General features: G+C 69.8%; 16 protein-coding genes and 2 pseudogenes. 15 read left to right on the plus strand and 3 right to left on the minus strand.

The genetic code is table 11. The annotated features are described in order from the left end of the window. Positions 1-606: 606 nt before the first annotated feature. Together ACZ6ZT_RS33550 and ACZ6ZT_RS33555 are read left to right on the plus strand one after the other, a co-directional pair. Positions 607-1,302 (plus strand): annotated as a pseudogene (locus ACZ6ZT_RS33550) (site-specific integrase); the annotation flags it as partial. 89 nt (positions 1,303-1,391) lie between these two features. Continuing rightward, complete coding sequence (locus ACZ6ZT_RS33555; RefSeq protein ID WP_469724155.1) at positions 1,392-2,057, plus strand: site-specific integrase; 666 nt, start codon at positions 1,392-1,394, stop codon at positions 2,055-2,057. 80 nt (positions 2,058-2,137) lie between these two features. Here the strand turns inward: ACZ6ZT_RS33555 and ACZ6ZT_RS33560 are convergent, their stop codons facing one another. Then, positions 2,138-4,357: a hypothetical protein gene (locus tag ACZ6ZT_RS33560; RefSeq protein WP_469724136.1), complete on the minus strand. Its 2,220-nt coding sequence runs from the start codon at positions 4,355-4,357 to the stop codon at positions 2,138-2,140. A gap of 736 nt (positions 4,358-5,093) precedes the next feature. Next, entirely contained in the window at positions 5,094-6,920 is a 1,827-nt protein-coding gene (locus tag ACZ6ZT_RS33565) for an RNaseH domain-containing protein (protein WP_469724138.1), read from the minus strand. A gap of 31 nt (positions 6,921-6,951) precedes the next feature. On the opposite strand from ACZ6ZT_RS33565, the gene ACZ6ZT_RS33570 reads away from it, so the two are divergent. From ACZ6ZT_RS33570 to ACZ6ZT_RS33620, 11 genes are all read left to right on the plus strand, one after another. Continuing rightward, positions 6,952-7,506, plus strand: coding sequence for a hypothetical protein (locus tag ACZ6ZT_RS33570; protein WP_469724139.1), 555 nt, complete (start codon positions 6,952-6,954; stop codon positions 7,504-7,506). After that, on the plus strand, positions 7,503-8,282 hold the full coding sequence (locus ACZ6ZT_RS33575; RefSeq protein WP_469724141.1) for an SPDY domain-containing protein: 780 nt from the start codon (positions 7,503-7,505) through the stop codon (positions 8,280-8,282). Before ACZ6ZT_RS33570 ends, ACZ6ZT_RS33575 begins: the two co-directional genes overlap by 4 nt. Positions 8,283-8,330: 48 nt before the next feature. Beyond that, a complete protein-coding gene (locus tag ACZ6ZT_RS33580) occupies positions 8,331-10,124 on the plus strand; it encodes a type IV secretory system conjugative DNA transfer family protein (RefSeq protein ID WP_469724142.1) in 1,794 nt (597 codons plus the stop codon). Positions 10,125-11,009: 885 nt separating this feature from the next. Further along, a complete protein-coding gene (locus ACZ6ZT_RS33585) occupies positions 11,010-11,588 on the plus strand; it encodes a hypothetical protein (protein WP_469724144.1) in 579 nt (192 codons plus the stop codon). A gap of 4 nt (positions 11,589-11,592) precedes the next feature. Continuing rightward, positions 11,593-12,315, plus strand: coding sequence for an SPDY domain-containing protein (locus ACZ6ZT_RS33590; protein WP_469724145.1), 723 nt, complete (start codon positions 11,593-11,595; stop codon positions 12,313-12,315). A gap of 232 nt (positions 12,316-12,547) precedes the next feature. Next, positions 12,548-12,928, plus strand: a complete 381-nt coding sequence (locus tag ACZ6ZT_RS33595) for a hypothetical protein (protein ID WP_469724147.1) — start codon at positions 12,548-12,550, stop codon at positions 12,926-12,928. 139 nt (positions 12,929-13,067) lie between these two features. Next, complete coding sequence (locus ACZ6ZT_RS33600) at positions 13,068-13,898, plus strand: hypothetical protein (RefSeq protein ID WP_469724148.1); 831 nt, start codon at positions 13,068-13,070, stop codon at positions 13,896-13,898. A 195-nt stretch (positions 13,899-14,093) separates the two neighbouring features. Beyond that, entirely contained in the window at positions 14,094-14,963 is an 870-nt protein-coding gene (locus ACZ6ZT_RS33605) for an adenine nucleotide alpha hydrolase family protein (protein WP_469724157.1), read from the plus strand. Beyond that, positions 14,960-16,180: a DNA cytosine methyltransferase gene (locus ACZ6ZT_RS33610; protein WP_469724149.1), complete on the plus strand. Its 1,221-nt coding sequence runs from the start codon at positions 14,960-14,962 to the stop codon at positions 16,178-16,180. Before ACZ6ZT_RS33605 ends, ACZ6ZT_RS33610 begins: the two co-directional genes overlap by 4 nt. Then, positions 16,180-17,316 carry a DnaB-like helicase N-terminal domain-containing protein gene (locus tag ACZ6ZT_RS33615; protein ID WP_469724150.1) on the plus strand — a complete coding sequence of 379 codons (1,137 nt, stop codon included), beginning with the start codon at positions 16,180-16,182 and terminating at the stop codon, positions 17,314-17,316. The genes ACZ6ZT_RS33610 and ACZ6ZT_RS33615 overlap by 1 nt, the downstream gene beginning before the upstream one ends. 56 nt (positions 17,317-17,372) lie before the next feature. Next, complete coding sequence (locus ACZ6ZT_RS33620) at positions 17,373-18,668, plus strand: DUF317 domain-containing protein (protein ID WP_469724152.1); 1,296 nt, start codon at positions 17,373-17,375, stop codon at positions 18,666-18,668. A 447-nt stretch (positions 18,669-19,115) separates the two neighbouring features. On the opposite strand, the gene ACZ6ZT_RS33625 is transcribed toward ACZ6ZT_RS33620, so the two are convergent. Continuing rightward, entirely contained in the window at positions 19,116-20,009 is an 894-nt protein-coding gene (locus tag ACZ6ZT_RS33625) for a DUF5655 domain-containing protein (RefSeq protein ID WP_469724158.1), read from the minus strand. 465 nt (positions 20,010-20,474) lie between these two features. On the opposite strand from ACZ6ZT_RS33625, the gene pglW reads away from it, so the two are divergent. Together pglW and pglX are read left to right on the plus strand one after the other, a co-directional pair. Then, positions 20,475-25,154: a BREX system serine/threonine kinase PglW gene (gene pglW, locus ACZ6ZT_RS33630; protein WP_469724154.1), complete on the plus strand. Its 4,680-nt coding sequence runs from the start codon at positions 20,475-20,477 to the stop codon at positions 25,152-25,154. A 64-nt stretch (positions 25,155-25,218) separates the two neighbouring features. Next, positions 25,219-26,439: pseudogene (pglX, locus tag ACZ6ZT_RS33635) on the plus strand (BREX-2 system adenine-specific DNA-methyltransferase PglX); the annotation flags it as partial. Positions 26,440-26,486: the final 47 nt, after the last annotated feature.

A 26,486-nucleotide genomic window follows, 5' to 3' on the forward strand; every position in this document is an offset into this window, starting at 1 on the left:
GTCATCACCAAGGCTGTCCTCACTCTGGAGAGGCAACGCTGAAAACGCTCACTGGCGGGCACCGGTGAACGAAGGCCCCAACATCCCCTGGCCTGAACCCCTGCAACCGGCGCCCGCCCCGCACCGGCTCGGAGTGCGCCCAGCCGCCCGATAAAAAACCTGCCGGAAGGGGCACCCCTGCTCGTCAGCGGTGCCCGCGGAAGCAATGGCGGGCAAGGGGCGCAGCGCCGCGAGGGTACCTAGTAACCGGTGAACCGGTTCGGGGACAAACCAAGCCCCCTCCCCTTGCACCGGCCAGCGGGGTTGCGCGACGCCCTCAGCCTCGGCTGCCGCTTCGGCGCTGCTGGCATTTCCAAGATCCGAATCAGCTGCGGACCAAACGCCGTCCACCGCTCGCTGCGCAACGCATCGCCGCTGGTCAGCCATACGCAGGGCGTGTACTACCAGCAGGCGAAGAACCTGCTAGAGGTCTCCTGTGCCAGGGTCCTTGTCGCCCGGTCAAGGGAAACGCACTGGTCACGGCCGGCGTGAGGAGCGTGGTGGTCGCCTGTGGTCGCACGAGACTGGAGGTGTCGGCCCTTCCTCCGCCTCCTGGAGGCGATCCCCATGCGCACCACCGGCGACCGCGGCCGCATCTACCGCCGATGTGGCTGCCGGGACACACTGCATCACCAGCTCGGAGCGCACTGCCCCCACCTGCTCACTGAAGGTGACCACGGGACGTGGACCTTCGCCGTCGACGTCCCGGCACCGCGCCACCTCCGGAAGACCGTACGCCGCGGCGGATTCGGCAGCCACGACGCGGCCGAAGGGGCGTTGCGGAGGTTTCTGGAGGGCGAGGCCGGCGGATTCAACGCCGACCCGAACCAGAGCGTCGCCGACTACCTGAGTACCTGGCTGGCCGCCAAGGCGCTCGTGCTCAAGCCGACCACCATGGCGCGTTACCGGGACTACGTCCACAACGACCTCGTCCCCGCTTTCGGCACCCTCAAGCTGGACGAGCTCGGACACCGTCACATCGCCGCTTTCGTCACCGGCGAGCTCGCCGCAGGCCGCGGCAAGACCACCCTCTACCGCTGCCTGGCCACCCTCTCCAGCGCTCTCGGTGACGCGGTCCGCCAGCATCGCCTCGCCCACAACCCCGCCAGTCCCCCGGCGCTTCACCGGCCACCGTCGCCCGAGCGGCGGATCTGGACCGCGGACGAGGCTGTCCGCTTCCTCCAGCACTGCCGTCAGGCAGACCCGGACATGGCCGACCTGTTCGAGTTCCTCATCGGCACCGGTATGCGCAAAGGAGAGGCCCTCGGTCTGCACTGGGACGACGTCCACCTGGCCGCGCGTGTCCTCTATTACGTTGCACGCTCTCCACGATCGACAACAACCACCTCGTCATCACCACGCCCAAGACCCGTACCAGTCGGAACTGGGTCGCCGTCTCACCCCGCGTCGCAACCGCACTCGAGCACCGAGCCCGGTCAAAAGCCCGCCGCCACAGCGACCCCAGCGACCCATTCACCGGACTCGTCTTCTGCAGACCCGACGGCCGACCCCTGCGACCCCACACCGTCCTCGACCGGCTCCGGCAACTCTCCAAAGAAGCCGGTGTACCCCGGGTGACCGTTCACGACCTGCGGCACCTGGCCGCCACGATCACCATCACCGCCGGCGTGCCCCTCACCGTCGTCTCCAAGACCCTGCGGCACTCCACCCTGTCGACCACCGCCAACATCTACAGCCACCTCACCCAACAAGCCCGCCCGCGAAGCCGTCGACACCATCGACCACACCCTCACCCGGGCCCAGAAACGAAACGACCGACAGGCCTGGCTGGAACGGCTGCGACCACCACGCGACCACCTCCAGCACCTCCGCGAAGCCCTCAACCGGCTCCGCTCCCCCGCCCCAACCGGCTTCTACTCCACCACGGAACAACCCCGAAGCGGGCGTGCGACCACACTGCGACCACCAACATTCCGGGCATGGGAAAGGCCGTCCTCTCATGTGTGAGAGAACGGCCTCCGACCTGCGTAAACGCTGGTCGGGACGACAGGATTTGAACCTGCGACCCCTTGACCCCCAGCGCCACCTGGCCCGCGGGCCGCCCGCCGTCACAGACGGCCACCCGGGGGGAGGCGGCTCAGGAAGCGGCGTGGCCCCGCTTCCGTTCGGCTCGGCGTCGCAGGTCGCGGATGAGCTCATGCCAACGCCCGGAGCCGTCCCAGTCGCAGTCCTCGTGCCCGCCGGGCTCCCAGTCCGCAAGCTCGTCCAGCTGCTTGAGCAGGGCATCCGGATCGACAGGTACGCGATGCCTACGCTCGTCGTCGAGCTGCCCTGCGATGTCGTGCAGCCGGTGAGCAGCGCGGTAGTAGGACAGCTGGGTGTCGGTCAGCCGGCGTACGGCATAGCCTCCGCACTTGCTGCACCAGTCCCAGTCGTCACGGGCCAGCAGGTCCGCCACGGTCAGGAGGTCGTCGCTCGTCGCGAGGCCTCGATCCCGTGTATGTCGGCACAGGGGTGAATGCCCCTTGCCTTCGAACTTGGGATCCGCGTTCGTGGCGTAGATCTGCGCCTGCCCCAGGGCACCCAGGGGAAGGCTGCTACCGCTGCGCCAGCGGTCGGCGCTGGGCGGCCGGAACGGCAAGAGGTCCAAGGGAGCAGGCGCGAGCAGGCCCTCCCACACCGCAAGGGGCAGCATGCCGGAGCGGCCGGTGTCGAGGCTCCGCAAGTCGGATACACCACGCGCCATGGCGAGCAGACGCAGATTGTGTTCCTTGTCACGCTCCCGATACGTCCGCCGGGCGACTTCCTGAGCCCCGGCTGCAAGGCCCAGGGCAGCACCAAAGTGGCCATCCTGCCGTACATGGTGGTGGCCCGAGGGCAGGTCATCGTCAGCCTGTGGCGCGGGGACGACCTCCTTGATCCACGGACTGATCACGCTCTCGGGGAGGTCCGACGGACCGGCGACGATGACTCCGAGCCAGCCCTGGGCGAGTCGCCTCTCAATGACCTCGAGAGGCAGAACCTCCGCTCCCCCGCTCGTCGAGAAGACGATGTAGAGCTGGTCGGCAGCGTACGAGAAGTTCCGCAGCGCACGGAGGTGAGCGGGGGTAGCGGGCTGGCGGTCGAAGACAGCGGTGTCGTCGAAAACCCCGGGCCGGACAGAGTCCGGCTGCCCTTGGCCCGCTTCAGTAGCCACAGCCTGGGAACCGCCCGGCTCGCACACGAGGCTGCCCGAGGGGTCCAGGAGTCTGTCGGCGACGAGGGCCGGAACTCTCAGCGTCAGCGTGCGCCGGCCCCAGTCGGCGCTCACGGTCCACGTCACCACCACGCCAAGGGTCCACCGATCGAGGCCGTCCAGGACGCCGAGCGCACCTCCGCGCGAAGGCTCCTCCTTGGCCTCCGGCAAGCGCGCCGTGACCCACATCGTCGGAGTCGAATCCGTCGCCGCAGCACCGACGCGGGCTTCGTCCGCCCAGGACTGGATCAGGCGGGCGGCTCCTTCCAGAGCTTCCGCGCGCCCCTTCTTGTTGGGCCGGATGCCGCGCACGAGGTCATAGCGGCTGATCGACCGTGATTCCGGCCCTTCCCAGCCCCGCTCCGCCGAGTACTGCCAGCTGCGCCACAGCGCGTTCAGGCCTGTGGAGATCCGGCTGCTGTTGCCGAGCACCGCGAAGACAGGATCGTCGGTCGGCAGCGAGGGCTTCTCCAGTGTCGCCGCCGCAGCGGCTACCACGAGACCAGCCGGCTCCACGAAGAGGGCCGCCTGCGCCCGCAGAATCTCGAGGTAGCTCTCCTTCGCCAACACTTTCGACCTCGCCCAGTCCGTCAGCCAAGGAAAGTGGGCGATGGCTGCCTGCGCTCGGTGAAGGCTCCCCGCGGCATGACGCCAGCGAGACAAGACCCGCTCCTGCAGCTCTTCGGCCTCCCTGCGCGCTTCCCACCGCCCGTCGTCCTCCTCATCATCATCGTCCTCGTCCTCGTCCACAGCACCCCGTTCCGAGTGCAAGAGCTCGGCTCCAGCTCGCACCTCGTCCTGGGTCCAGTACACGTCCTCGTCCGGCTCCCCATAGGCATGTAGCTGGTGGAGCAGTCCCGCTCCGCCGAGCGCGTTCATGAAGATGCCCAGTCCGGATGACGGCCGGACCCTCGGGCCCCAGTCCGCGCAACCGGAGCAGAACCTGTCCACCACGTCCGCGTTCAACGGAACCTCAGTCGTCGTCACGTTGGCCGTGCGGAGCTGGCCGCATTCCCGGCGAACGTGCAGTCTGGCCTTCTTGCCCGTCGCCGAGTGGACGGTGATCTTTGTGCCCTCGAACGGCCCGAGTGGTACGTCGGCTGTCAGCATGCGGTCGCGCACGAACTCCCCCTTCTCCTGCCTTGCGAGCTTAGGGCCGAGCAGTGACACTCGCTGCCAGACGAAGCACACTCCACCCCTTCCAGTCGGCGAGTCCACGAGTGCGCTGGGTGCCGGCATCCGTGACGGCGCGGCCACTCCCCCACGCGTCGAAGGGATCTGCTGCCGGCCCTCCCTGCCACAGCACCGGTTCGGGCCCAGAGCGGACACGAAGGGGCGCGGCCCCTCCGTCAGGGAAGGACCGCGCTCCATCTGGCGGCACCCCGGCCACGGCGCATGCCGCCAGTGACCGCGGCTGCAGGCGGATGGCTACCAGCTCGTCGTCACGGCGGTCCGTCGGGCTTCTCCTCATCCCCTCGGTGAGGTCACGTCTTCCAGGCCGTCAGGTCGTTGCCACCCATGGGCATGCGCACTGGTCCCCAACAGGTCCAGGTCGGGCCCTATCCAAAATAGGTGCCCTTTACACTGGTCCCCAGGACTGGTCCCCAAGCTCGAGCCTGGCGTAGTGGCGGACGAGAACCTCGATGCGCTACCCGGCCCGCCGCGCGCACTCGTCCGGGTCCAGGCCAGAGTGGAGCCGGAACGAGATCGCGGCGTGCCGGAGGACCTAGGGCCAGTTCGCAAGGCGCGAGGAGAGCTCGCGGGGCACGACATGGTCGCGAGCCCGCGAACATCGATGTATTGCCCGCTCGGTTGCGGAACAGCCAGCTGTCCGGAGCTACCGGCCGCGCCTCGCCGATTAGCGGATGTACTCCTCCATCAACTCGGCGAGGTGGACGATGGCAGGCCAGGTGGTCGCGATCGTCGTGTGGGCGTGGAGACGTCGCTGGGCATGGGTGTACATGGCCCAGTCGGCGGGGTTGTCTCCCTCTTGAAGGAAGGCGGGCACGATCTCCAGGGAGGTCGGGTTGGAGCAAGTCTTGGTGCGCTTGGCAGGGTCGGCTGGGTCGAACTTGGTGAGGCTGAGCGCGGTCTGGTTCTGGTCCGCGCGCGGGTTGATGCCCCAGAACGCGCGTTCGCCGATTTGAACGAGGCCGGAGAACCGCCCGTACCTCGTGACGGGAATCAACTCCTCTGTTTCCTCGCTGGCCCTGACCATGTCCTCGGTGACTCCGAAGGCCCGAGGGACCGCGTTACGGTCAGTGCGCTCTCGGAGCCGGATAATGCGTAGGCCAGGCTGGTCGCCGGGCTTTCGGATCACAGGAGCCACGGCGGGGTCGGTCATGTCGATGCCCGGCAGCACCAGTTGGTCGAAGGTGATCCGGCTGTCCTGGAGCCATGGCCAGATCTCCTTGTCGCTCATCCGCGCGCGGCGCACGAGCAGGAGCCGGTCGGCCGTCGAGTCGCGGGCCAAAGCCCCGGTGATGAACTCGGCGAGGGCCGCGCGCGAGGTACGGGTGACCACGCGTCCGCGGCCAGCGGTCAGTGCCTCAGGCAGTGCGGTCAGCGGCATGGGGTGCTCGGTCGGGCTGCCCTGTGTGGGCATGAGCTGCACAGTGGGCTCTTCGTGTGTGTGCTGCCGGATGAGGATGGGCACGACCATCCGGTCGCCCGCAGGGGCGAGCCAGACCGTGATCAGTTCGAAGGGGCCCTCGATCCCCTGGGGTACGGCGACCTTGGGTAGGTGACCGGCCTGGCGGAGAGCGTCGTGGAGGGCGGCGGCGGCGCGCTCGATGTCGGTCGTGGTGAAGTCGGTACCGGGGAAGCGTTTGGCTAGGGCGGCTTTGCTGGGATTGGGGTTGGCAGGGGCGATGGGGCGAAGGCACTGAACGTTGCGGCGGAGAGACGGCAGGGTCTTCTTGAAGAGCTTCTTGGGATCGCCTTGGCGTGTGCGTGAGAAGTAGGCAGCCCCTTCCATCTCCACGATGCAGGCGATGGGTTGGCCAAGGCGGGGGAATGCTTCGGCAATCGTCGCCGCGCGCTCGGTCTCACTCCTTTCGTATTCGGCTCGTCGAGCGGCTTTGTCGGCGTTCGTGGAGCGGGGCAGGCCGGCGGTCAGGTCTTGCGGGTCGCAGCGATGGAGCGTGACGTTGATCGGCCCGGTGAAGTCGGCGGAGGTCGCTGTGGAGCAGCTGGAGGTCAGGCCGAGTTTGGCGGCGGCCGCCACCTGCAGGCCTTGCCAGGTCCGGTCGGATGACACCCAGACCTCGATCCCGTAGGTGGGGGTGTCGGGTAGTTCCAGTGGCAGGAGCGTCTTGGCGCGGGTCCGCGCCTTGGGAGCCGGTGCAAGCGGAGCCAGCCCTTTCTCCTCCAGCTGTTGGGCGACCTGGGCGAGGACCTCCATGTGGTCGCGGGGCTGATAGCCGTGGCCGGCAGGGTGGTCGTGGGTCGAGCGCGGGGGCGGGGTGCCGTCCTTGTCGGGGTAGCGGTAGGTCATGCCGGTGCTGTGGACGAGGTGGGCGGCGAAGGGCTGGGCCGCCGCGTCGCCGGGGGCGGTGCGCAGCTGTTCGAGGCTCGGTGGCTGGTGGTTGGTGAGGCGGGCGAGGATCTCGGCAACACCCGGCTCCCAGGTCCAGGTGCTGCCTTCTCCGCGCCGGCGGACGGTGGCCGCGCTCTGCAGGAGCATGGGCCTCTCTCGGCGGTGGACGAACCCCTCCTTGGCGATCGGCCACACCCTGGCCGCCGGCGACCCGCTGCTGGCCACCGTCGCGCCCATCGCCGCCGCGGCGGTGGAGGCGACCGGCACAGTGAACGGCATCCAGCACGTGGAGCTGCGGCTCACCCCGTCCGGGCCGCGCGTGATCGAGGTCAACGGCCGGATCGGCGGGGACTGGATCGGCTGGGCGGTCTGGCGGGCCACCGGCCTGTCGCTGCCGCGGATCGCCGCCGACCTCGCCGTCGGCCAGGCCCCCGACCTGACCCCCACCCGGCAGCAGGCCGTCGCCATCAAGGTCCTCTACGCCCCCGCCTCCGGCACCCTGGCCCAGCGGGCCATCCCCGGCGACTTCGCGGAGACCGCCGGGTGGGTGCACGGCCCCGCCTGGCTGATGGCCGAAGGCGACGAGGTCCTCCTGCCGCCCGAAGGCGACCTCGACTCCGCCCGCGTCGGCCTGTTCGCCACCCACGCCGACACCCTCGACCTCGCCGTCGCGCGCCGTACCGTCACCGCCAACCACATCACCGTCACGGTCACCGCCGACGGACAGCAGTGAGCGAGCCCGGCAAGCCGCCGGTACTGGCCCAGGTCGCTCCGCGCTACCTGGCCGGCGGCGGGGACCCCCGTTGGGTGACCGCCCCGCTGCAGCAGGCGTTCCGCTGGCGGGCAGCGCACCTCCCGCTCAGCCCGGTCGTACGGCTGACCCGCCGCGACCACCAGACCGAGCTGCTGCTCAACCCGAGCCCGGACGATCACTGGTGGACCCTGCGCCACACCGGGGCCGACAACGACGGGAAAGCGTGGACCATGCGCTTCGACGCTCGTACTCCCGCCGAGATCGTCGCCACCGCCACCGATGCCCTCACCACCAACCCCACCGCGAACAGCCCGGCGGACCCGCTCCAAGTCCTGGAACAGGCCGGATGGCACCGCTCCATCCTGGACCACCGCGTCGACTCACCCGACGAGTTCGTCACCGTCTCACGCCACCCCCTCGGCGCCGTGCACATCAAGGTCACCGCCTTCGACGGTCCCTGGGCCTCCGAGCCGAGCGACCGGCCGGTCTGGCGGGCGTACTTCTCCGACCACACCCCGCCCCACCTGGTCACCGCGGTCCTCGCCGGCCTCGCCTCCCCGGAACCGCTGCTGCGCGACGAGAAGGAGATGGCCACGTTCCTGCGCTACAGCGTCGGCATCGCCCGCGAACGCGTCCCCGCCCAAACGGCCGAGGACGCCCTGTGGGCCCGAATCAACCGCCTCACCGCCCACCACACCGGCCAGCCCCTGCCTCCCCAGCCGCCCGGCGGGCCGCTGCCGCGCCGCACCCGCTGAACCTCTCCCTCCTTCCCGCCCCCGCCCCCTCACGGAACAGCGCCGCCCTTGTCCCAGCCCAACCCCTCCTCGTCCGACGGCTACGACATAGCCTTCAAGGTCCTCCTGGGCCTGTTCGCCGTCGCCATCCCCCTCGCCCACCTCGCCTGGCTCAGCGGGAACCTCACCGCCCTGGCCACCGGCAACACCTGGGCCGCCTACCGGCCCGCCGACGCCCTCATACGCCCCGACCAGCTCTGGCCCGGCCTGGGAGAAACGTCCCTGCTGATCGGTGCCCGAATCATTCCCGTACTCGCCCTGATCGCCCTCGCCGCCGTCGGCGGCGTGTGGTGGAGCCGCCACAAGGGCACCTTCGGCGGGAAGAACAAGCGCCGGGTCCAGGGCACCGCGAAGGCACGGGACATAGAGCCGCTGCTGGCCAGCGCGATCACCGCCAAGGCCCGCTCCCTGCGGCCCAGCCTGAAGGACTCCGACCGCATCGCGGCCTCCGACACCGGAATCCTCCTCGGCAACCTGCAGGGAAGCCGCACCGAAGTCCGCATGGGGTACGAGGACGTCGCGGTGGCGATCATGGCACCGCGCTCCGGGAAGACCACCTCGCTGGCGATCCCCTCCATCCTGGCCGCGCCCGGCGCCGTACTCCTGACCAGCAACAAGGCCGCCGGTGACGCCTATACGACCTGCTTCGACGCCCGCAGCCGGGTGGGGAGGGTGTGGTCGATGGACCCTCAGCAGATCGCCCACGCTCCGCGCACCATGTGGTGGAACCCCCTGTCGGACGCGAAGTCCCTGGAGGGCGCGAACCGGCTCGCCGGCCACTTCCTCGCCACCTCCGTCGACGCGAGCCAGCAGGGCGACTTCTGGTCCAAGGCCGGATCCAACATCTTGGCGCAGCTGTTCCTGGCCGCGGCCCTCGACAACCGCCCGATCACTGACGTGATGCAGTGGCTCGCGTTCCCCGCCGACCGCCGACCGCTCGACATCCTGCGCGACCACGGATTCACTTCCGTCGCAGCCCAGTTGAAGGGCACCGTCGAAGGCCCGCCGGAAACCCGAGACGGCATTTACGAGACCGCGAGACAGTACGCGTCCGCCCTGCTCAGCGCCGATATTGCAGCCTGGGTGACCCCCCAGAAGGACGTACCGGAGTTCCGCCCGGCCGAGTTCGTGGCCTCCACCGACACGCTGTTCCTGCTCTCCAAGGACGGTGGCGGCGGAGCCTCCGCGCTGATCGCGGCGTGCGCGGACTCGGTGATGCGGGCCGCGACCGCCCGAGCCGAACGCACCGGCGGACGTCTCGACCCGCCCATGCTCGCGATCCTCGACGAGGCCGCAAACGTGTGCAAAATCAGCGACCTCCCCGACCTGTACTCGCACCTGGGCTCGCGCGGAATCATCCCGATAACGATCTTGCAGTCCTACAGGCAGGGGCAGAAAACCTGGGGCGACGCGGGAATGGACGCCATGTGGTCCGCAGCCACGATCAAGGTCATCGGGTCCGGCATCGACGACCCGGACTTCGCGGACAAGCTCTCCCGGCTGATCGGCGACCACGACGTGGAGACGAAGTCCACCAGCATCTCCGAGTCGGGCAAGTCCACCTCGATCAGCATGCGGCAGGAGCGGATCCTGCCCGCGGACCGGATCCGCGCCCTGCCCAAGGGGACCGCCCTGCTCTTCGCGACCGGCCTGCGCGCCGCCATGCTCGACCTGCGCCCCTGGTATCTCGAGCCGGGCGCCGGTGAACTCGCCGCGGCTTCCAAGGCCGCCTCCGACGCCATCACCGCCCGCGCCGTCGCCAAGGCCGCGCCCACGCAAGCCGACTTCAAGAAGGCCGCCTGACGGCACTCGCCCAAACACCCCGCCCCTAAGGAGCTCCCCTGCCGCACGAACTCCCCAACGACGAAGAACTGTTCACCCTCACCCAGCGCCTGCTTTCCAACGCGTTCCGGCTCGATGACCTCCAGCGCCAGCGCGGCGCGGCGCCCGAGCGGCTCCAGGAGACAGTCCGGGCCGCCAGCGCGCTGCGCCAGACCTCGCTGGTCGCCGGCCAGCTGCTCACCAAGGCCGCGCTGAGCGACGCGGCGACCACCTTCGACGGCCGCGAGGCCATCTCCCTCCTGCGCCATCTCACCGAGGCGACCTCCCTCGCCGCGGTACGCGCGGCGGACACCGTCTCCGCCCTCGCCCACGACGACACCGCGTCCGCGGGCATCCTCCTGGGGCAGGCTGCCGCCCACCTGGCCGGGACCCCGTCGGCGGTCCAGCGCGTCAGCAGCGCTCTGCTGCGGCACGAGGGCTACCTCCACGCCCACGACCGCGCCGCCCGCGAGGACCTCGGGACGGGCCAGGGCGCCGTCAAGATCAGCGAAGCCCAGCGGAAGGCGCTCGCTTCCCTTGCCCGAGGCGACGGCGTCGTTCGCGAGGCGAGCAGCGGCCTGAGCGAAGTCGTGTCGCCTCTGGCCACGTACGTGTCCGTACGGGCCGCCACGATCGACGCCCCCGCCTCCAGGGATCTGCTTACCCTCACGCCGCTCCCGACGCAGCCGGACCACTTCGGCCTGCGGGTCACGTCCGACGGCGTTCGCTCCCTCCTCGCCGCCGCTCCCCGTCCACCCCGCAGCCCGTCCCTCACCGCACCCCTTGCGGCACCAGTGCCGAAGGCAGCGCCCCTCGTTGGCCCGCGCCGTGGACACCCCCTCTTTCGTCTCACCAGGAAGTCCTGCCTTGGCCAACCCCGCGCCCCTTGACTACGCCGAAATACTCCGGGCTCTGGCCCGTGCCCTCGAACAGCACTACGCCCGTGTCCGGGGCACCAAGCTCGAACCCGGCCTCGATGCCCAGCAGCAGCTCGGCCCTCTCCTGCGCAGCACGTTCAGCCTCGCCGAGACGCTGGTGGACGAGCTGACCGCGATGAGCAGCAGCACGGCCTTCACCAGCACCCCCGGATCCCGTCAGTCCCTCAACACGCTGGCCTCGGCACTCGCCGGCGTCACCGACGCCGCCGCGGAACTCGGCTTCGCCCTCGGCGAGAACGCGCACCCCGGCATGCCCATGGGCGACGCACCCGATCCGTCCCCTGGCAGGGTGTGGAAGGCCATCTGCGACAACGCCCGGCCTCTCATGGAAGAGCACCTTCACAACGCTGCCCACCAGCTCGAACTGGCCTCGATCTCCTGCCACTACATCGCCGCGGCCATCGAACGCGACAGCGCACCGGCAAAGCGCCAGAGCAGTCGGGTCCGCCCCTCGGCGTTCGCCTCGCCGGCTCCCATGTCGGCGTCCAGCGCCACACGCAAGAGGTGAGGACGTGCAGCCTGACGAACAGGACCGCGTTCTGGTCTCCCCGCTCCACCTGGCAGGCAGGGGCCACCGCTTCTCCGACGTCCTCGGTCCGCTGATCCACCTCTTCGGCTGGGGACACATCCACCGGCCGGCCAGCGGGCAGGTCTCCGTAGACAGCCCCGACGGCGCGGTGTTCGTGGACTTCACCCCGGGTGGCTTCGACGAGCCGTGGTGGACGATCAGCCACCACGAGCCGTACTGGAAGATCACCGCCGGTCGGCAGACACCCCTGGAAGCTCTCGCCGCCATCACCCGGTCCCTGCCTCAGCTCCTGGGCGACACCCGCCACGCCGAGAGCATCCCCCTAGCGAACCGGCCTGTCGCCGAGATCGCCTCGATCAACGGCTGGACGGTGGTGGGGACGTCGGTCACCTCGGCAGACGGCCACTGCACCCTTCTCCACCGCCCGGACACGGAGCAGCCCTGGCTCGCGGAGTCCTCGGTCTACGACGGGTTCGACACCCACTGGTTCGCCTCGTTCGAGGGTGACGTGCCCGACGTCCTCGTACGGCAGTTCCTCACACACCTGGCCAGCACCGATCCGGTGGAGCGCACCCTCCACGACGTCCCCTACCTCGCCCGGAACTCAGCCCGGATCACCCCCGTGCACGGCTCGGCCCTCGGCCCGCACATCGCGCACGCCCTCGCCGCTCTGCCCTCCCAGCCCAGCCCCCGGCGCAGCCGCTGACACTCTCGGCCGCCCCCGGCCGACGCAGGCCCTCACCTGCTCCCCACCCCTGCACGAGAACCCCACGACCCCGAACGAGCACACCGGCACACCCACCCCGGCCGACATCGCCCGCGCCCTCGCCACCCGCATCTCCACCGACCCGCCGCCCCCGCCCCACGTCGTAACCGTCAGCTTCGGCCTGCTGCGCGGCGCGGAAGCCCGCTACGGAAACCGCTCCTCCGGCGGATCCGTGCTCGGCCTCGCCAACGCCCTCCACGCGCAGCTGTACGGACTTCCCCTCGAACGCCCGCCGCTTCCCGGCGCGCTGGACGAGCTGCTGCAGGCCACCGGGTACGACGACGACCAGAACCGCGTGCTCGACCAGGTCGCCACCCAGCTGGAGGCCGCTGCCACGCTCATCGAGCGGGCCCGCCACCAGGCCCGCTGGCAGCAGCTGCCGGAGACGGTGGCTGCCCGGCTCGTCACCAGTCAGGCGCTCGCCCAGCATCTGTCCAGCGAACTGCACCAGCTGGCCCCGGCCTTCGAGCCGGCGGGCGCACCCCCGGCATCGTTGCCGGCCCTCCCCGTCCCGTCACCGGCTGCCGCAACACCGGGCCGGGCCCGGCCCTGAATCACGCACCTCGTCCCCGATCGCGACACCCCCGGTGCCCCAGCCTCGGCCGGACCCGAGCTGCTCCCGAAGCCCCGGCACACCGCAGCGCCTCTCCCGCCCCTGTCGCACCGCCCACACCCGAAAGCCCCTCTTCCCCATGACCGACGACCTCCTGTTCGACGTGCCCGAACCGTCCACTCCTGTGGAACGTCTGCTTGCCCTCGCCGGCGACGTCACCCGTCACAACGACGCCCTCAGCCTGTTCCGGCCAACGGCTGCTCCTGGTCCCGCCCTCGGCGCGCACGCCGACTCGGCCACCCAACTGGCACGCACAGCCCTCATGGCCGTCCAGGCCGTCCGCGACCAGCAGCTCTATGCGAGCGCGGACTTGATCGATGCGACCGTCCGGATCAAGCAGGTCGCCTATCTCAACGGTGAAGCAGCCCGCCATCTGGCCGAGGTGCAGGCCGTGGTCACCGCCGCGGCTCTCGCGAACCCCGAACTCACCGGCCTGCCCGACGGCGTCGCCGAGCAATTTCAGCTAGCGCGGGAGCTGACCGCACTTGCTCCGGAAGCGGCCGTCGAGTCCGCCACCGGCATCGCCCGGGAGACACACCGGCGCCGTCCCTCCGCGACAACGGCAGCCGACGGCCTGGCCACCGCCGAACTCAGCGCCCTCCACGCAGTCGCCCGCGGTCACGTCGTGATGGCCCGGAGCCAGAGCAGGGAGTACGTCCACAGCCGCGACGGCAGCGTCCGGATCGGCACCCTGCGCTCCCTCGAAGGCAAGGGCCTCATCGTGCGCGCCCCCGCCACCGCTCCGCCCGCCTTCCACGGCGGCCCGGCCCAAGACCGCATCCGTCTCACCGCCGGCGGAGCGGCTGCCGTCGCCGCTCTCCTCGCTCTTCCATCTGCTGCTCCATCGTCGGCAGCCGCTCCCGTGATGCCCGCAGCACCCACCACGACGGGCCCGGCACGAAGCCGCTGACCAGACCCATCCGCCTGCCCACCCCGCCCATGAACGACGCCCCCATGCCCCAGGGGCGGCACCACCCGCAAGGACCCCGCCATCAACGCCACGACCCCCACCGCACCCCGCCACCCGGCCCCGGCCGCCCCGGGCACCGCTACCCGCCCGGCCCTGCGCGCACTCTCGCTTGGTGCCGGCGTCCAAAGCTCAGCCCTGCTCTGCCTGTCTGCGGACGGCACCCTCCCCAAGATCGACATCGCGGTCTTCGCCGACACCGGCTGGGAGCCGAAGAAGGTGTACGAGCACCTCGACCGCCTCGAACGCGAAATCGCCACTCCGGCCGGGATACCCATCCTGCGCGTGTCGTCAGGGAACATCCGCAACGACGCCCTGGACCCGAATCACCGATTCGCCTCCATGCCGCTTTACATCCTGAATCAGGACGGAAAGCAAGGAATGACCCGGCGGCAATGTACCGGGGAATATAAAATCAAGCCGATCAAAAAGAAAGTGCGCGACATCCTCGGATACCCCTACCCCTCAAGGGTTCCGAAAGGAGTATTTGTCGAGCAGTGGGTCGGCATCAGCACGGACGAATTCCATCGGGCGAAGGACTCCGGCGTCCAGTACATGCACAACGTGCACCCGCTGATCGATATGGGCTGGTCACGAGCGAACTGCGTCCGGTACCTGGAACGGCTCGGACTGGCCGACACGCCCAAGTCAAGCTGCCTCGGATGTCCTTTTCACGGAAATTCCCAATGGCGGAGCATCAGGGACACATCCCCCAGCGAGTGGGCCGATGTCGTCGAATTCGACGCAGCTATCCGCCAGGGAAATGCTCGCGCGAACGCCACCGGAAACCCGCTGCTAGGACAGGCTTATCTGCATCGCTCACGGGTGCCGCTTTCCGAGGCGCCGATCGACCATGTCACCGCCGCGGAATGGGCTGCCCTCCAGCAGGAGACTGACGCACCGGATGCCGAGGACCTCGAAGCCGGGGTCGTGGACGGCTGCTCGCCGTGGGCCTGCCGGGGTGAACAGCCGGAGCCGGTCCGCGACGAGTTCGGGCTGGCCGTATGAACGACCTCATCGTCGACCTGTTCGCAGGCCCGGGCGGCTGGGGGCACGCCCTGCACGTTCTGGGCGTACGCGACGTCGGCCTGGAGTGGGACGAATGGGCCTGCAAGACCCGCGCGGCAGCCGCACAGACCACCATCCGCACCGACGTCGCCCTCTACCCCGTTCGGCCCTTCGTGGGCCGCACCCGCGGGCTGATATGTAGCCCTCCCTGCCAGGCGTGGAGCATGGCCGGCAAGCGCCTCGGCCTGATCGACCAGCCGCTCGTCCACCAGGCGGTGGCGGACATGGCCGCCGGCCGGGACACCCGCGAACAGTTGCTCACCGCCTGCCAGGACCAGCGATCGCTGCTCGCCGCCGAACCGATGCGCTACCTCCACGCCCTGCACCAGGCCGGCGAGCCGGAATGGGTACTGATGGAGGAAGTCCCCGACGTCGCGCCCCTGTGGAAGCAGTACGCCGCCGTGCTCCGCTCCTGGGGGTTCTCCACCTGGAGCGGCATCCTCAACGCCGCCGACTACGGGGTACCCCAGACCAGGAGGCGAGCGATCCTGATCGCCTCCCGGACCCGTACAGCGGCCCCGCCCGAACCGACGCACGCCAAGTTCGGCGAGCCGGAGACGTTTTTCGGACCCGGCCGCCGGACGTGGGTGTCCATGGCCGAAGCCCTGGGCTGGGGACGCACCGACGGGCCCGTACCCACCGTATGCGCTGGCGGCGGCCCCGGGGGCGGACCGGAGCCTTTCCCCTCCGGCTCCCGCAAGACCCTCTCCGACGCCCGCGACCGCGGCGCGTGGAAGAACCCCCCGCTCCGCCCCCGGAACCCCAAGGCCGGACCTCCGTGCAGCTGCACGGGGGAATCTCCGCGGACACCGCGGTGCGGGGGCGGAAGGGACTGGGTCCTGCGCAGCAACAGCCAGGCGAACGCGGCCATCCGGCCCGTGACCGAACCGGCCGCCACGCTGTTCTTCGGCAACCGCGCCAACGAATGCGTCTGGACCACCACGGGCCCCGCGGAGACGGCGCCGCCGGCGATCCGTATCACCGCCGAGGAAGCCGGGATCCTGCAGTCCTTCCCACCGGCCTACCCCTGGCAGGGCAACAAAGGCCAACGCTTCTCCCAGATCGGGAACGCCGTTCCCCCGTTGTTCGCAGCCCACTTGATCGCACCACACGTCGAACGCACCCTCAGCCGCGACGACTTCGTCCTGGCGGCATGATGTCCGACGCCACCCGCACCACAGCCGACGAGGATGTCCTGCAATACCCGGCACCACCGCCGGTGGTCCACTACGCCGAACAGGCCCTGCTCGGGGCCCTGCTCCTGGTTCCCGAGCGTCTCAAGACCATCGGACCGATCGAGCCCGAGCACTTCGCCAACACCGCGCACAGCGCCCTGTTCGCGGCGATGCGCACGGTGTCCCCACCCGCGCCCGAGATCCACCGCACCAGTCCAGTGTGGCCGAACCAGCTCCTCGACGCGGCCCAGCCCCAGGCCCGAGCTCTGACGGCCCCCTACCTGCACACCCTCATCAGCGTCTGCCCCACCGACGCCCACGCCCCTGCATACGCACAGATGGTCCGCTCCGGGCACGCCCGCCGCGTTCTGCGTCGGCACGCCGGTCTCCTCGCCCAGGCCGCCCGCACCCCGGGGCCCGATCCGGCCCGGACGGTCCTCACCCGGGCCGACGAGCTCGGGGTCTACCTCGACGAGCTGGCAACCGCCTTCCCCTCCCACCCCGGCTCGATACCCCGGACCCCGACTGCTCCCACATCAGCGGTCCAGACATCGGCCGAGGCGGGGGACGAGGAGCGGATGCTGCTGGCCGCGGCCACCGCCCACCCCGAGGACCTACCGCGGATGCGGTGGCTGCACGAGACCGACCTCACCACTCCGATGCACGCCGCCCTCTTCGCCTGCCTCACCGGCCTGGCCCGGCGTGGTGCACCCGTGGACCCGATCACCGTGCTCTGGGAGGCACAGCAGCGCGGCCTCCTGCACGACGGGTTTGGTCCCGCCGAAGTCCTCGACACGGTCTCCCATCCCGCAGGGGCACCCGATCACTGGGGGCAAAAGATCCTCCAGCGCGCCCTCCTCCGCCAAGCCGAGGATGTCGCCGCCCGGATCGAAACCCTCACTGCGGACGAAGCCACCACCGTCCACCAGCTGGCCACCGGCAGCCGCCGGGCCCTCGCAGCACTGTCCTCAGTCCGAGCCCGCTGGCACCAGGCCGTCGGAGACCCGAGTTCCGGAACACGGGCCGCCGCTCCCGCGCCTGCCCAGACCCCAGCACTCCGGCCACCGGCCGCACGGGCCAGCCCAGCCGTGCGCCACCCGGCGCGACCCGCCCGATGAGGCCCATCCCTCTTCACCGGCCTACGCCGCTTCCCGTTCCGCAAAGAGAGCTCCGCATGCCGTACGCCCCCGCCGACGCACACGTCAGCTTCACCCTTCATCCCGACCACCATCCTGGCGTTCTCGCCACGACCTCCGGCCCCACGAGCGACGCCGCCCGCTCCCACCTGCACGACCTCGGCTTCCGCAGCACTGGCCCGGACACGATGGTCCTAGCCCGAATAGACCGGGAGGAGCCCTACTACGCCGACCGGTCAGCCAACGAGCTGGCCCGGTACGGCTTCACCGTGGACATCGCTCCGGCGCTCCAGGAGGAGATCGACACCGAGTGGACCTGGGCCGACTACCCCATGCCATGGTGCGCCCCTGAAGAGATCCGACAGGTCAGCGCCGATGCCCAGCGCATCCACGACGACATCGCCGCAGGCCGCCTGAACGTCCACCTCCATGCAAACGACGGCCACAACACCGTCGCCGTGGGCACGAACGCCAGCGGCGTCCGCCGCCACGTCCACCTTCACGGAGAGAACCACCTCCGCCAAGTCGCCATGGCCTACGAGGACGAGACTGAGGCCGTGGCAGAGTTCCACAGGCTGTACACCGTCGCCGTCCGCCCCGGCCCTGCCCCGCTCACAGACCTCGAACGCAGCGTCCGCCGAGCCCTCCGCGGCGAGACCGCACCGCCAACCAGGCTCCCGCTCGCCGAAGCGCAGCCGGCCCCGCCTACAGTCGCCGGTCTCGGCGAACACGAGCAGTTCCTCAACGCCCTCTTCGAATCGAGGCAACAGTGGGCCAAGCACCGTACCTGGAGTGACGAGACGACCATCGCCGTGCACGAGAGCCTCACCGTCCGGGCCGAGTTCGATCACGAGGCCCGCCATCGCACCGACATCGCCTGGACGATCGCCGAGTACGACGGGCCCGTGGGCGAAAGGCTCTGGCGGGCGACGATCACCGCCGGCACCCCCGTCCCCCTCATCCACGCGATCATCGACCACCTCGACGTCCCGCTCCCGGCGGACGCAGCAGAGCCCCACACTCCTCTGGAGGAGGCCGGCTGGTCCGCTGCCAGCCACCCGGCTCGCACGACGTGGCAAGCCCCAAACCGCAGCGTCGCCTTCGAGTACCTGCCGCACGCGACCGACGACAGGTGGACCGCTGTCGGCGGCGACGACGCGAACCGACCCGCCTGGGCCATCCGCCTCTCCGCAGGCGTGCCCCACGACCTCCTCATCCAGCTCACCGCCGCAGCGGCCGAGGTCGCTTCGCCTCCGCCTGCCGCAACACGGCAGTCACCTCACCTTCCCCGGCTCCCCCCGCCCCTTCCCCAGCCACGCGCCCGGATCCGATGAGCCCGGCAACCTCAGCACGGGGCAGGCGGTGCCCTACCGAGCCAGGATCGCCACGAGGACGGCCACGGTGAGAGTGGCCGTGAGAGATCAGCCATCAGGGGGAAGGGGGGACCGTGCCGGCGCTGGGCTTGCTGCTCGCGGGTCGACCCGCCAGAACCGATCACGTACACGTAGGAGACGCCGCCCGTGGGAAAGGTCACGGCCGCGACTCTGCGCGGGCCCACTGACATCCCTCATCTCTCGCGGTATGGCACCTGGGGGATTCGGCCCGGGGAGCAATGCGGTAGGTCAACCGCGCGGTTCGGGGCGAAGTCCACGGGTGGCGGCAGCCGCATCGTGGAAGGAGACCGCCCCCTGTCCCCGCGTTGCAAGAACAATGCCCAACACCTGAGCCGAAAATTTCAAAGGTCGGCCCCCAACAATCCCGGTACGAGCAGGAGCCGGGCGTCATCCGGCGTCGTAGCTCATCCGCAGAAGAGGCTCTGCTCGCCGCAGGTGCTGCTCGGTGCGCAGCCGCACTTCAACGTCGCCGGTACCGTGATGCCCAACCTGGCTGACGTCCCTCGTGAAGCCCGGCACAAGATCTACGTCCTTCGGGCTGATTCGGAGCGTCACCACGACCTCCTGCTGGTGGGCGTGGCTCACGCACGCGAAGTTCCGAAGGCGCCTGTATGCCCGGTACTGCTTGCGGTCGACGCGGCTCACGTCGTCACCGAACCCGAGCAGAACCTCTTCCAGCGCGTCTCGCAGCTGCGAGACGCCGCTGGCTTCGGCAGGAGCGCCCGGGCTCGACGCGGCCCGCTGTGGCTTGCGCATGCCGCGGGCTGCCCCATCGGCGACCACGGATGCGACCGACTCAAGGGCCAGAAGTTCGTTGCCGAAGTAGCTGTAGCGCACCAGGTCGATGCTCCGGCGGATCTCTCGCACGGCGTGGACGTCGTACCTGGTGAAGTCCTCCGCTACGCAAATCAGCCTGGGTGCACTCCACAGGACCTGGTCCGCCGCCGCATCCCCGAGCCGGTCGCGGACCAGGTGCTGGAACTCGGCACGGTGGTCCGTCAGCCACGCCAGGTAGAACAGGCCCTGGGTGATGACGCCGGCGTCACGACCCCGTTTGTACTCCACCACGACCGGCGAGCCGTTCTCGTCGATCCCCAACGAGTCGATCCGGCCTCCGTGGACCGGACCGGTGGTGTACTCGCTCGCCAGGAACCTGACGCCGAGGAGGAGTTCCATGTTCTCCTCGACCACGTCCTGCAGATGGCGTTCCAGCTCCGCCGACCGCGCAGTGAGCTCCACCGCGCCCCCACCACTCACATCGAACAGTCTCAGTCCCAGCACCTCCATACATCCGGGTTTCCAGCCGCCACAACAGTGATGGAGACCGAACTATTTCCTTGCCGCTGCCCGATGGCCAACGGCGTTCCTCTCCTACCGCGCTCGCCCCCACAGCGCGCAGTAGCTCTCCCAGGTGTCGCCTCCCGATGTCGCCCCGCTCTGCTGAACTCCGCAAGCCCGATCGAATGTTCTGCAGCCTCGAAATCCGGCTGTCCACCGACTCGGCGCAACCGTGGCTGAACTCTCCCTGGCCCATCTGGCCGAATCCGTTCCACGGTGGCACCCCGCCCGGGTCCACCACCTCCAGTGCTGGCCTGCACGTCCTTTGGCGTAGCGAACTCGGGCCCCCTCTTGTTGTCAGCGTCACCCTTTAGGATTCGGTGCGAGGGTTCAGCCGGGCTTGCTGAACGCGCCGACAGAAATGCGGCAGGCACACACGCGCACGAGCAGACACAGACGGGGAGCCGCATGCTGGATGGCCGGTGGACGACGGTCACCGAGTCCGAGTATGAGCACGAGCGCCGCGCTCTTGAGGCAATCCGCAGGCGCCTGCCGGACGAGGAGCCGTGGCGCGCCTGGTCGAACTTCACGTTCACCGCGAACAGCGGGCACGTCCGTGAGGTCGATCTTCTGGTGGCATCGCCGGCCGGGGTGTTCCTGATCGAGCTGAAGGACTGGCACGGATCAGTGCATGGCGGCGGCAATGACTGGGTGCAGACCACTCCCGGTGGGACCAGCCGTCGGCATGGCAATCCCCTGCACCTGTCGAACCGGAAGGCTAAGGAGCTGTCGGGCCTGGTCAACGGCGTCTCCGGTCGGCCCGGAGACCGGCCCAAGGTCTGGGTGGGCGAGGCAGTCTGCTTCACCGACGACAAGCTCCGGGTGAACCTTCCGTCCGCCGACATGAACGGCGTGTTCACGGTCAAGCAGCTGGTGGAGATGCTGGCCGAGCCACCGGGAGACGCCCGCCACCGGACCACGGCCGAGACGTCCCGCCATGTCGACGCGGCTCTGAAGAAGCTCGGTATCGCGCCGATCCGCCGCCAGCACGAGGTGGGCTCCTACCTCCTGGAAGCCAAGGCATTCGACTCCGGTCCCACCTGGGCCGACTATCTGGGCCGCCACTCCCAGCTGGCCGATCTGGCGCGAGTGCGGGTCTTCCTCAGCGAACGCGGTGCCTCCGACGCCGAGCGGCGCTCGGTGGAGCGAGCCGCCGCACGCGAGGCCTTGGTACTCAGCCGGTTCCGGCATCCAGGCGCCGTGCAGCTGAAGAACTACCTGCCGTCGGGGCATCCGGCCGGCCCTGCGATCCTCTTCGACTACCACCCGGAGACGCTGCGCCTGGACGACTACTTGGTGCAGCACGGGGAGCGTCTGGACCTGAAGGGGCGCCTCGCGCTGGTGCGGCAGCTTGCCGAGACGGTACGTTCCGCGCACTCCCGACGGATCCACCACCGGACGCTGTCGGCACACGCGGTGCATGTGATTCCGCGCGACCGTGGCCGGCGTGGGCGGGAGCTCAGCGAAGAACAGCGCTGGCTGCAGCCGTGGCCGCAGATCGCGGACTGGCAGATCGCCACAGGGGAAAGCGTCAGCCGCGGCCGGCCTCTGACTCTGGCACCGACCAAATTGTCCGGGTTCCATGTCTCGGAGCAGGCCGATCCGTACCTGGCCCCGGAGCTGAGGACCCCGAAGGCTGATCCGGTCCGCCTCGATGTGTACGGACTCGGCGTGCTCACGTACCTGCTGGCCACCGGGCAGGCGCCGGGCGCAAGCCAGAGCGAGGTCATGGCGCGCCTTGAGGCCGGCGAGGTTCTGCGTCCGAGCGCGCTGGTCGACGGTCTCAATCCGGATATCGACGATCTCGTCGAGGCGTCCACCGCGTACGAGCCGGGTCGGCGTCTGTCCACGGTCGACGATTTCCTGGAGATGCTGGAGTACGTCGAGCAGGCGTTCGTCGAGGAAGCCTCGGTCGCCGAGGACTCGGGAGTTGACGCAGGCGGGAATGGCGGTTCGGCCACAGACACGGGCGAGGAACGGTCCGAGCCGGAGAAGGATCCGCTGGAGGCCGTGGCCGGGGATGTGCTGGCCAGGCGCTGGGAGGTCGTACGCCGACTCGGTACGGGCTCGACGTCGCGGGCGTTCCTGGTACGGGATTTGGAGGGCGAGCCGCGGCGGAGCGGCGCCCTGCCGGTGGCGGTGCTGAAGGTCGCGCTGAGTGAGGCCAAGCACGCGATTCTGGATCGGGAAGCAGAGGTCCTGGGCCGTATCCACCGGGATTCCAGCATCATCGCGCTGTACGAGCGGGAGCCACTCACGCTGGCCGGGCGCCGGGTACTGGTCCTGGAGTATGTGGGCGACAGCCGCGAGCTGAAGGACCGGGACGGCGGCTCGGCGAAAGGGCCTCGCCGCCGGGAGGACACGGTCGCCCGCCAGCTGCGTGACAACGGCCGCCTGGGCATGGACCAGCTGGAGGCCTACGGCAAATACCTGATCGGCGCGGTGGAACACCTGGAGGCGGAGGGGATCTGGCATCGGGACCTGAAGCCGGACAACATCGCAATCCGAATCCGGCCCAACGGCACCCGGCAGCTCGTACTGATCGACTTCTCGCTCGCCGGGTATCCAGCGAAGGAGGTCGAGGCGGGCACCGAGGGCTACCTCGACCCGTTCGTGGGGATCATCACGCGCGGCTCGTACGACGGGCATGCCGAGCGGTACGCGCTGGCTGCGACGCTGCACGAGATGGCGTCGAATGAGCTGCCTCGCTGGGGCGACGGCTCGGTAACGGCCCGGCAAACGAATGCGAAGGAGTGGCCGTACCCGCAGCTCGCGGCCGACGCCTTCGAACCGGCCGTCCGGGATGGCCTGGTGGCGTTCTTCCGTAAGGCTCTGGCCCGGGACGTGAAGGACCGCTTCCCGGACCTCAAGCCGATGGAGCGCGCCTGGCAACGCATCTTCCTGGACGCACAGCAGACCACGGCGCCGAGCACCGGTCACTCTGAAAAGTCGGGGCGCGGCGCGAACGCGGACGCCGAGTCGTCGGCCGATCCGCGGATCGGAAGGGAGGACGACGACGTCTCCGCCGAGCAGGTACGCAACGAGCAGGCCGAGCGCGCCGACCTGAAGACGCCGCTGTCGGTGGCCGGTCTGACAGTGTCGGCGCAGTCGCAGCTGTTCGCTATGGGGCTGAACACCGTCGGGGCCGTCCTGGAGTACTCAGCGAAGAAGTTCCTCACGGCGCCAGGCATGGGCTCGCGCACCCGGGAGGAGATCCAGCGCCGGCAGAAGGAGTGGAACGCACGCCTGGGCAAGGCGGCTCCCGCGCCGCTCAGCGCCGAGGCTCGCAAGGCGGCCGGCCAGGAAATCACCGAGCTGGAACAGGCGGTCGCCGAGTCAGTCGCCGTCGGCGGCGGAGATGTCGCCGACCCGCAGCTGCTCAGCGCACTGAGCCTGGACGCGCTCGCAGCCCGCCTGGTGCCGAGGCCATCCGGCGGTAACGCCCGCTCCAATGCCAAGGAGCGGGAGGCGGTCCGGCTGTTGCTGCGGCTGCCCAACGAGGCGGGCGAGCTGCCGGAGGGCCTGGCCTGGGTCCGGCAGCGGGACGTTGCCGATGCGGTGGGTCTGACCGCGGGCCGTATCCCGCAGATCGTGAAGAAGGCGCGCGAGCGCTGGTACGAGGACGCCGCCCTTGGGCTGCTGCGTGAGCAGGTGGTGGAGCTCCTTGCTGAGCGCGGCCGAGTGGCCCCGGTGATCGAGCTCGCCGACGCGCTGATCGCCCGGCGCGGAACCCAGCACGTGGAACGGCGCCACCGGCGGGCGCTCGCTCTGTCGCTGCTGCGTGCGGTGGTGGAGCGAGAGAGCTACGACAACGAGACCCCACAGCTCTTCCGCTACTTCCACGCCCGGATGCCCAAGGGAGCCGATCCGGTGCTTGGCCTACTCGCCCTGGACGTCCGGGAGGACGTAGACGGCCCGGACACCCCAACGCTGCCTGCTCTGCAGGACTACGCCCTGAACCTGGGCGCGCGGGCCGACCGCCTCGCGGCGCTCGAGTCCCTGCCGACGGCGAGCACGGTCCTGACCGAGCTGGATGCGGTGCGACGGCCGCCGGGCAACCTGGGCTGGGACGAGCGGCGCACCGCCGAGATCGCGGTCGCCGCCTCCACCCGGGCCGCCCTTACCCCCCGCCTGGAGATCTACCCCCGCGACTTGGACTTGGTGCGCGCGCTGAGGATCACCCAGGCCGGTGTGGTCGCCGTGCAGCCGGGCGTTGAGGAGGAGCGGCAGCCGGGCCTGACAGTGGACGCCCTGCACAAGCGGGTCGCCACCCGCTTCCCCGACCTGGGCGCCGATCCGCTGGCGTCGCGTGAGCTGCCTACGGGCAGCGCCCTGGTCCGCGAACTGAAGGAGGCCGGCTTCGAGCTGAAGCTGGCCACTCGCTACGACAAGGTGCTCCGGCTCATCCCGGACCGCCCCTCCGGCGACACCACCGCTGGGCTGACCTCTGCGAGCTGGGGTGCCTCGGCGGCGCGCCGCTCCGCCCCCACCCAGTACGACGCGGATGCGGCCGTCGCCGCTGCCGTCAAGGCCGACCAGCGGCTCACGCACTCGGCACGGCAGGACGGCTTCCGAGTCCTGACAGTGCCCCAGCGGCGCGCCGACGACGCGGTGCGCTGGCTGGCCGGCGAGCCGTACGGGGCTCGGCCGGTGTCGCTGACCGGACTCTTCGTGGACGAACTGCGCGGCGTGGTCGGCGAGGCAGCCCGTCCGACCTGGGAGACCGTCCTCAAGGCTGACGCCGCTGAACCCGGCAGCCGGGCCCACCAGCAGCTGCGCATCAGGACCGACAAGGCGTGGGGGCGCATCGAACCGAGGCTGCGAGAGCAGCTCGTGCCGGGGAACGGCCCGCTGCTCCTCACCGACACCGCGGTCATCGCCCGGTACGACGCGCTCGACCTGCTCGGGCGGCTCGCGGAGGAGGCCCGACAGGGCGGCAGCCCGCTGTGGCTGCTCGTCGCGCAGTCCGACCCGGCACGGGCGCCGCGACTGGCCGGGCAGAGCGTGCCGTACCAGGCGGGGTTCGACGAGTGGATCGTCGTGCCCGACGCTTGGGTCGCGCGCAAACACCTCGCGCAGGATGCCTGACCCGCTTTCCCTTCTCATCTGACCTCCTTCCGTCCTTTCCACTTTTCTCCACAGGAGCCGATTCGTGATCGACCGCAAGAGCCTCCTCGCCGACCTGCAGAAGCAGGTCAAGGCGGCAGAGACTGACCTTGAGCAGCAGGTCAAAGCAGTCCCTGAGGTCGGGACGCGGCTGCGCGGTGAGTATGAGCAGGCCCGGAAGCTGGGCCGTACAGCGGCGACATGGAGCGTCTGGCTGGGCGAGCGGATCACGCAGGTCGCGGTCGCCTGGGTGCTCGGCACGGTCTTCGTCCGCTTCAGCGAGGACAACCAGCTGATCGCCGAGCCGTACATCACCGCGCCAGATGTAGCGGGGCGGGAGACCGCGCAGGCGCGGTACGAGGAGTACCTGGAGAAGGACGCCGACCCGACGTACCGAGGGTGGTTGGAGACGGCGTTCGCCGAGCTCGGCGCCGGGCAAGCCGGGCGACTGCTCTTCGACTATGACCACAATCCGCTCTACCAAATCCCGCTCTCACACGATGGGGCGGGTGCACTGCTCACGTTCTGGCGGGAGCAGCGGGCCGGCGACGGCAAAGTCGACGGGGCTGGCGACGATGGGGGTGTCGGCCCGGTCCTCGTGCACGATTTCAGCGACCCGCTGAGCGCAGACGGCACCGAAGGCTGGAACACCCGGTTCCTGGGCGACCTGTACCAGGACCTGAGCGAGGCAGCCCGCAAGACGTACGCGCTGCTGCAGACACCGGAGTTCGTGGAGGAGTTCATCCTCGACCGCACGATGACCCCGGCGGTACGGGAGTTCGGCTTTGAAGAACTGCAGATGATCGACCCGACCTGCGGGTCCGGACACTTCGTCCTTGGTACGTTCCGACGCCTGGTGCGAATGTGGACTGTGCAGCGACCCGAGGTCGGCCCATACGAGCGGGTGCGGGCGGCTCTCGAATCCGTGCATGGAGTCGACCTCAACCCATTCGCGGTCGCAGTGGCACGCTTCCGCCTCCTGGTCGCCGCCATGGCCGCGAGCGGCATGCGGACCTTCGAGGAGGCTCAGCGCTACAAGTGGCCCATCCAGCTCGCGGTCGGCGACTCGCTGATCAAGGACCGCCAACTGGAGCTGCAACTGGGGCTCGGGCTTGAAGAGGAGAGTGGCGTGGCGGGTGACCCGCTGGCCGAGTTCTCGTACGCGACGGAGGACCTGCACGAGTACCCAGGGATCCTGGACCAGGGGCGGTACCACGTGGTGGTGGGCAACCCGCCGTACATCACGGTCAAGGACAAGACACTGAGCGTTTTCAGCGTTGCCTCTCCAGAGTGAGGACAGCCTTGGTGATGACG

It is taken from the genome of Streptomyces sp. NPDC102258 (assembly GCF_055584685.1).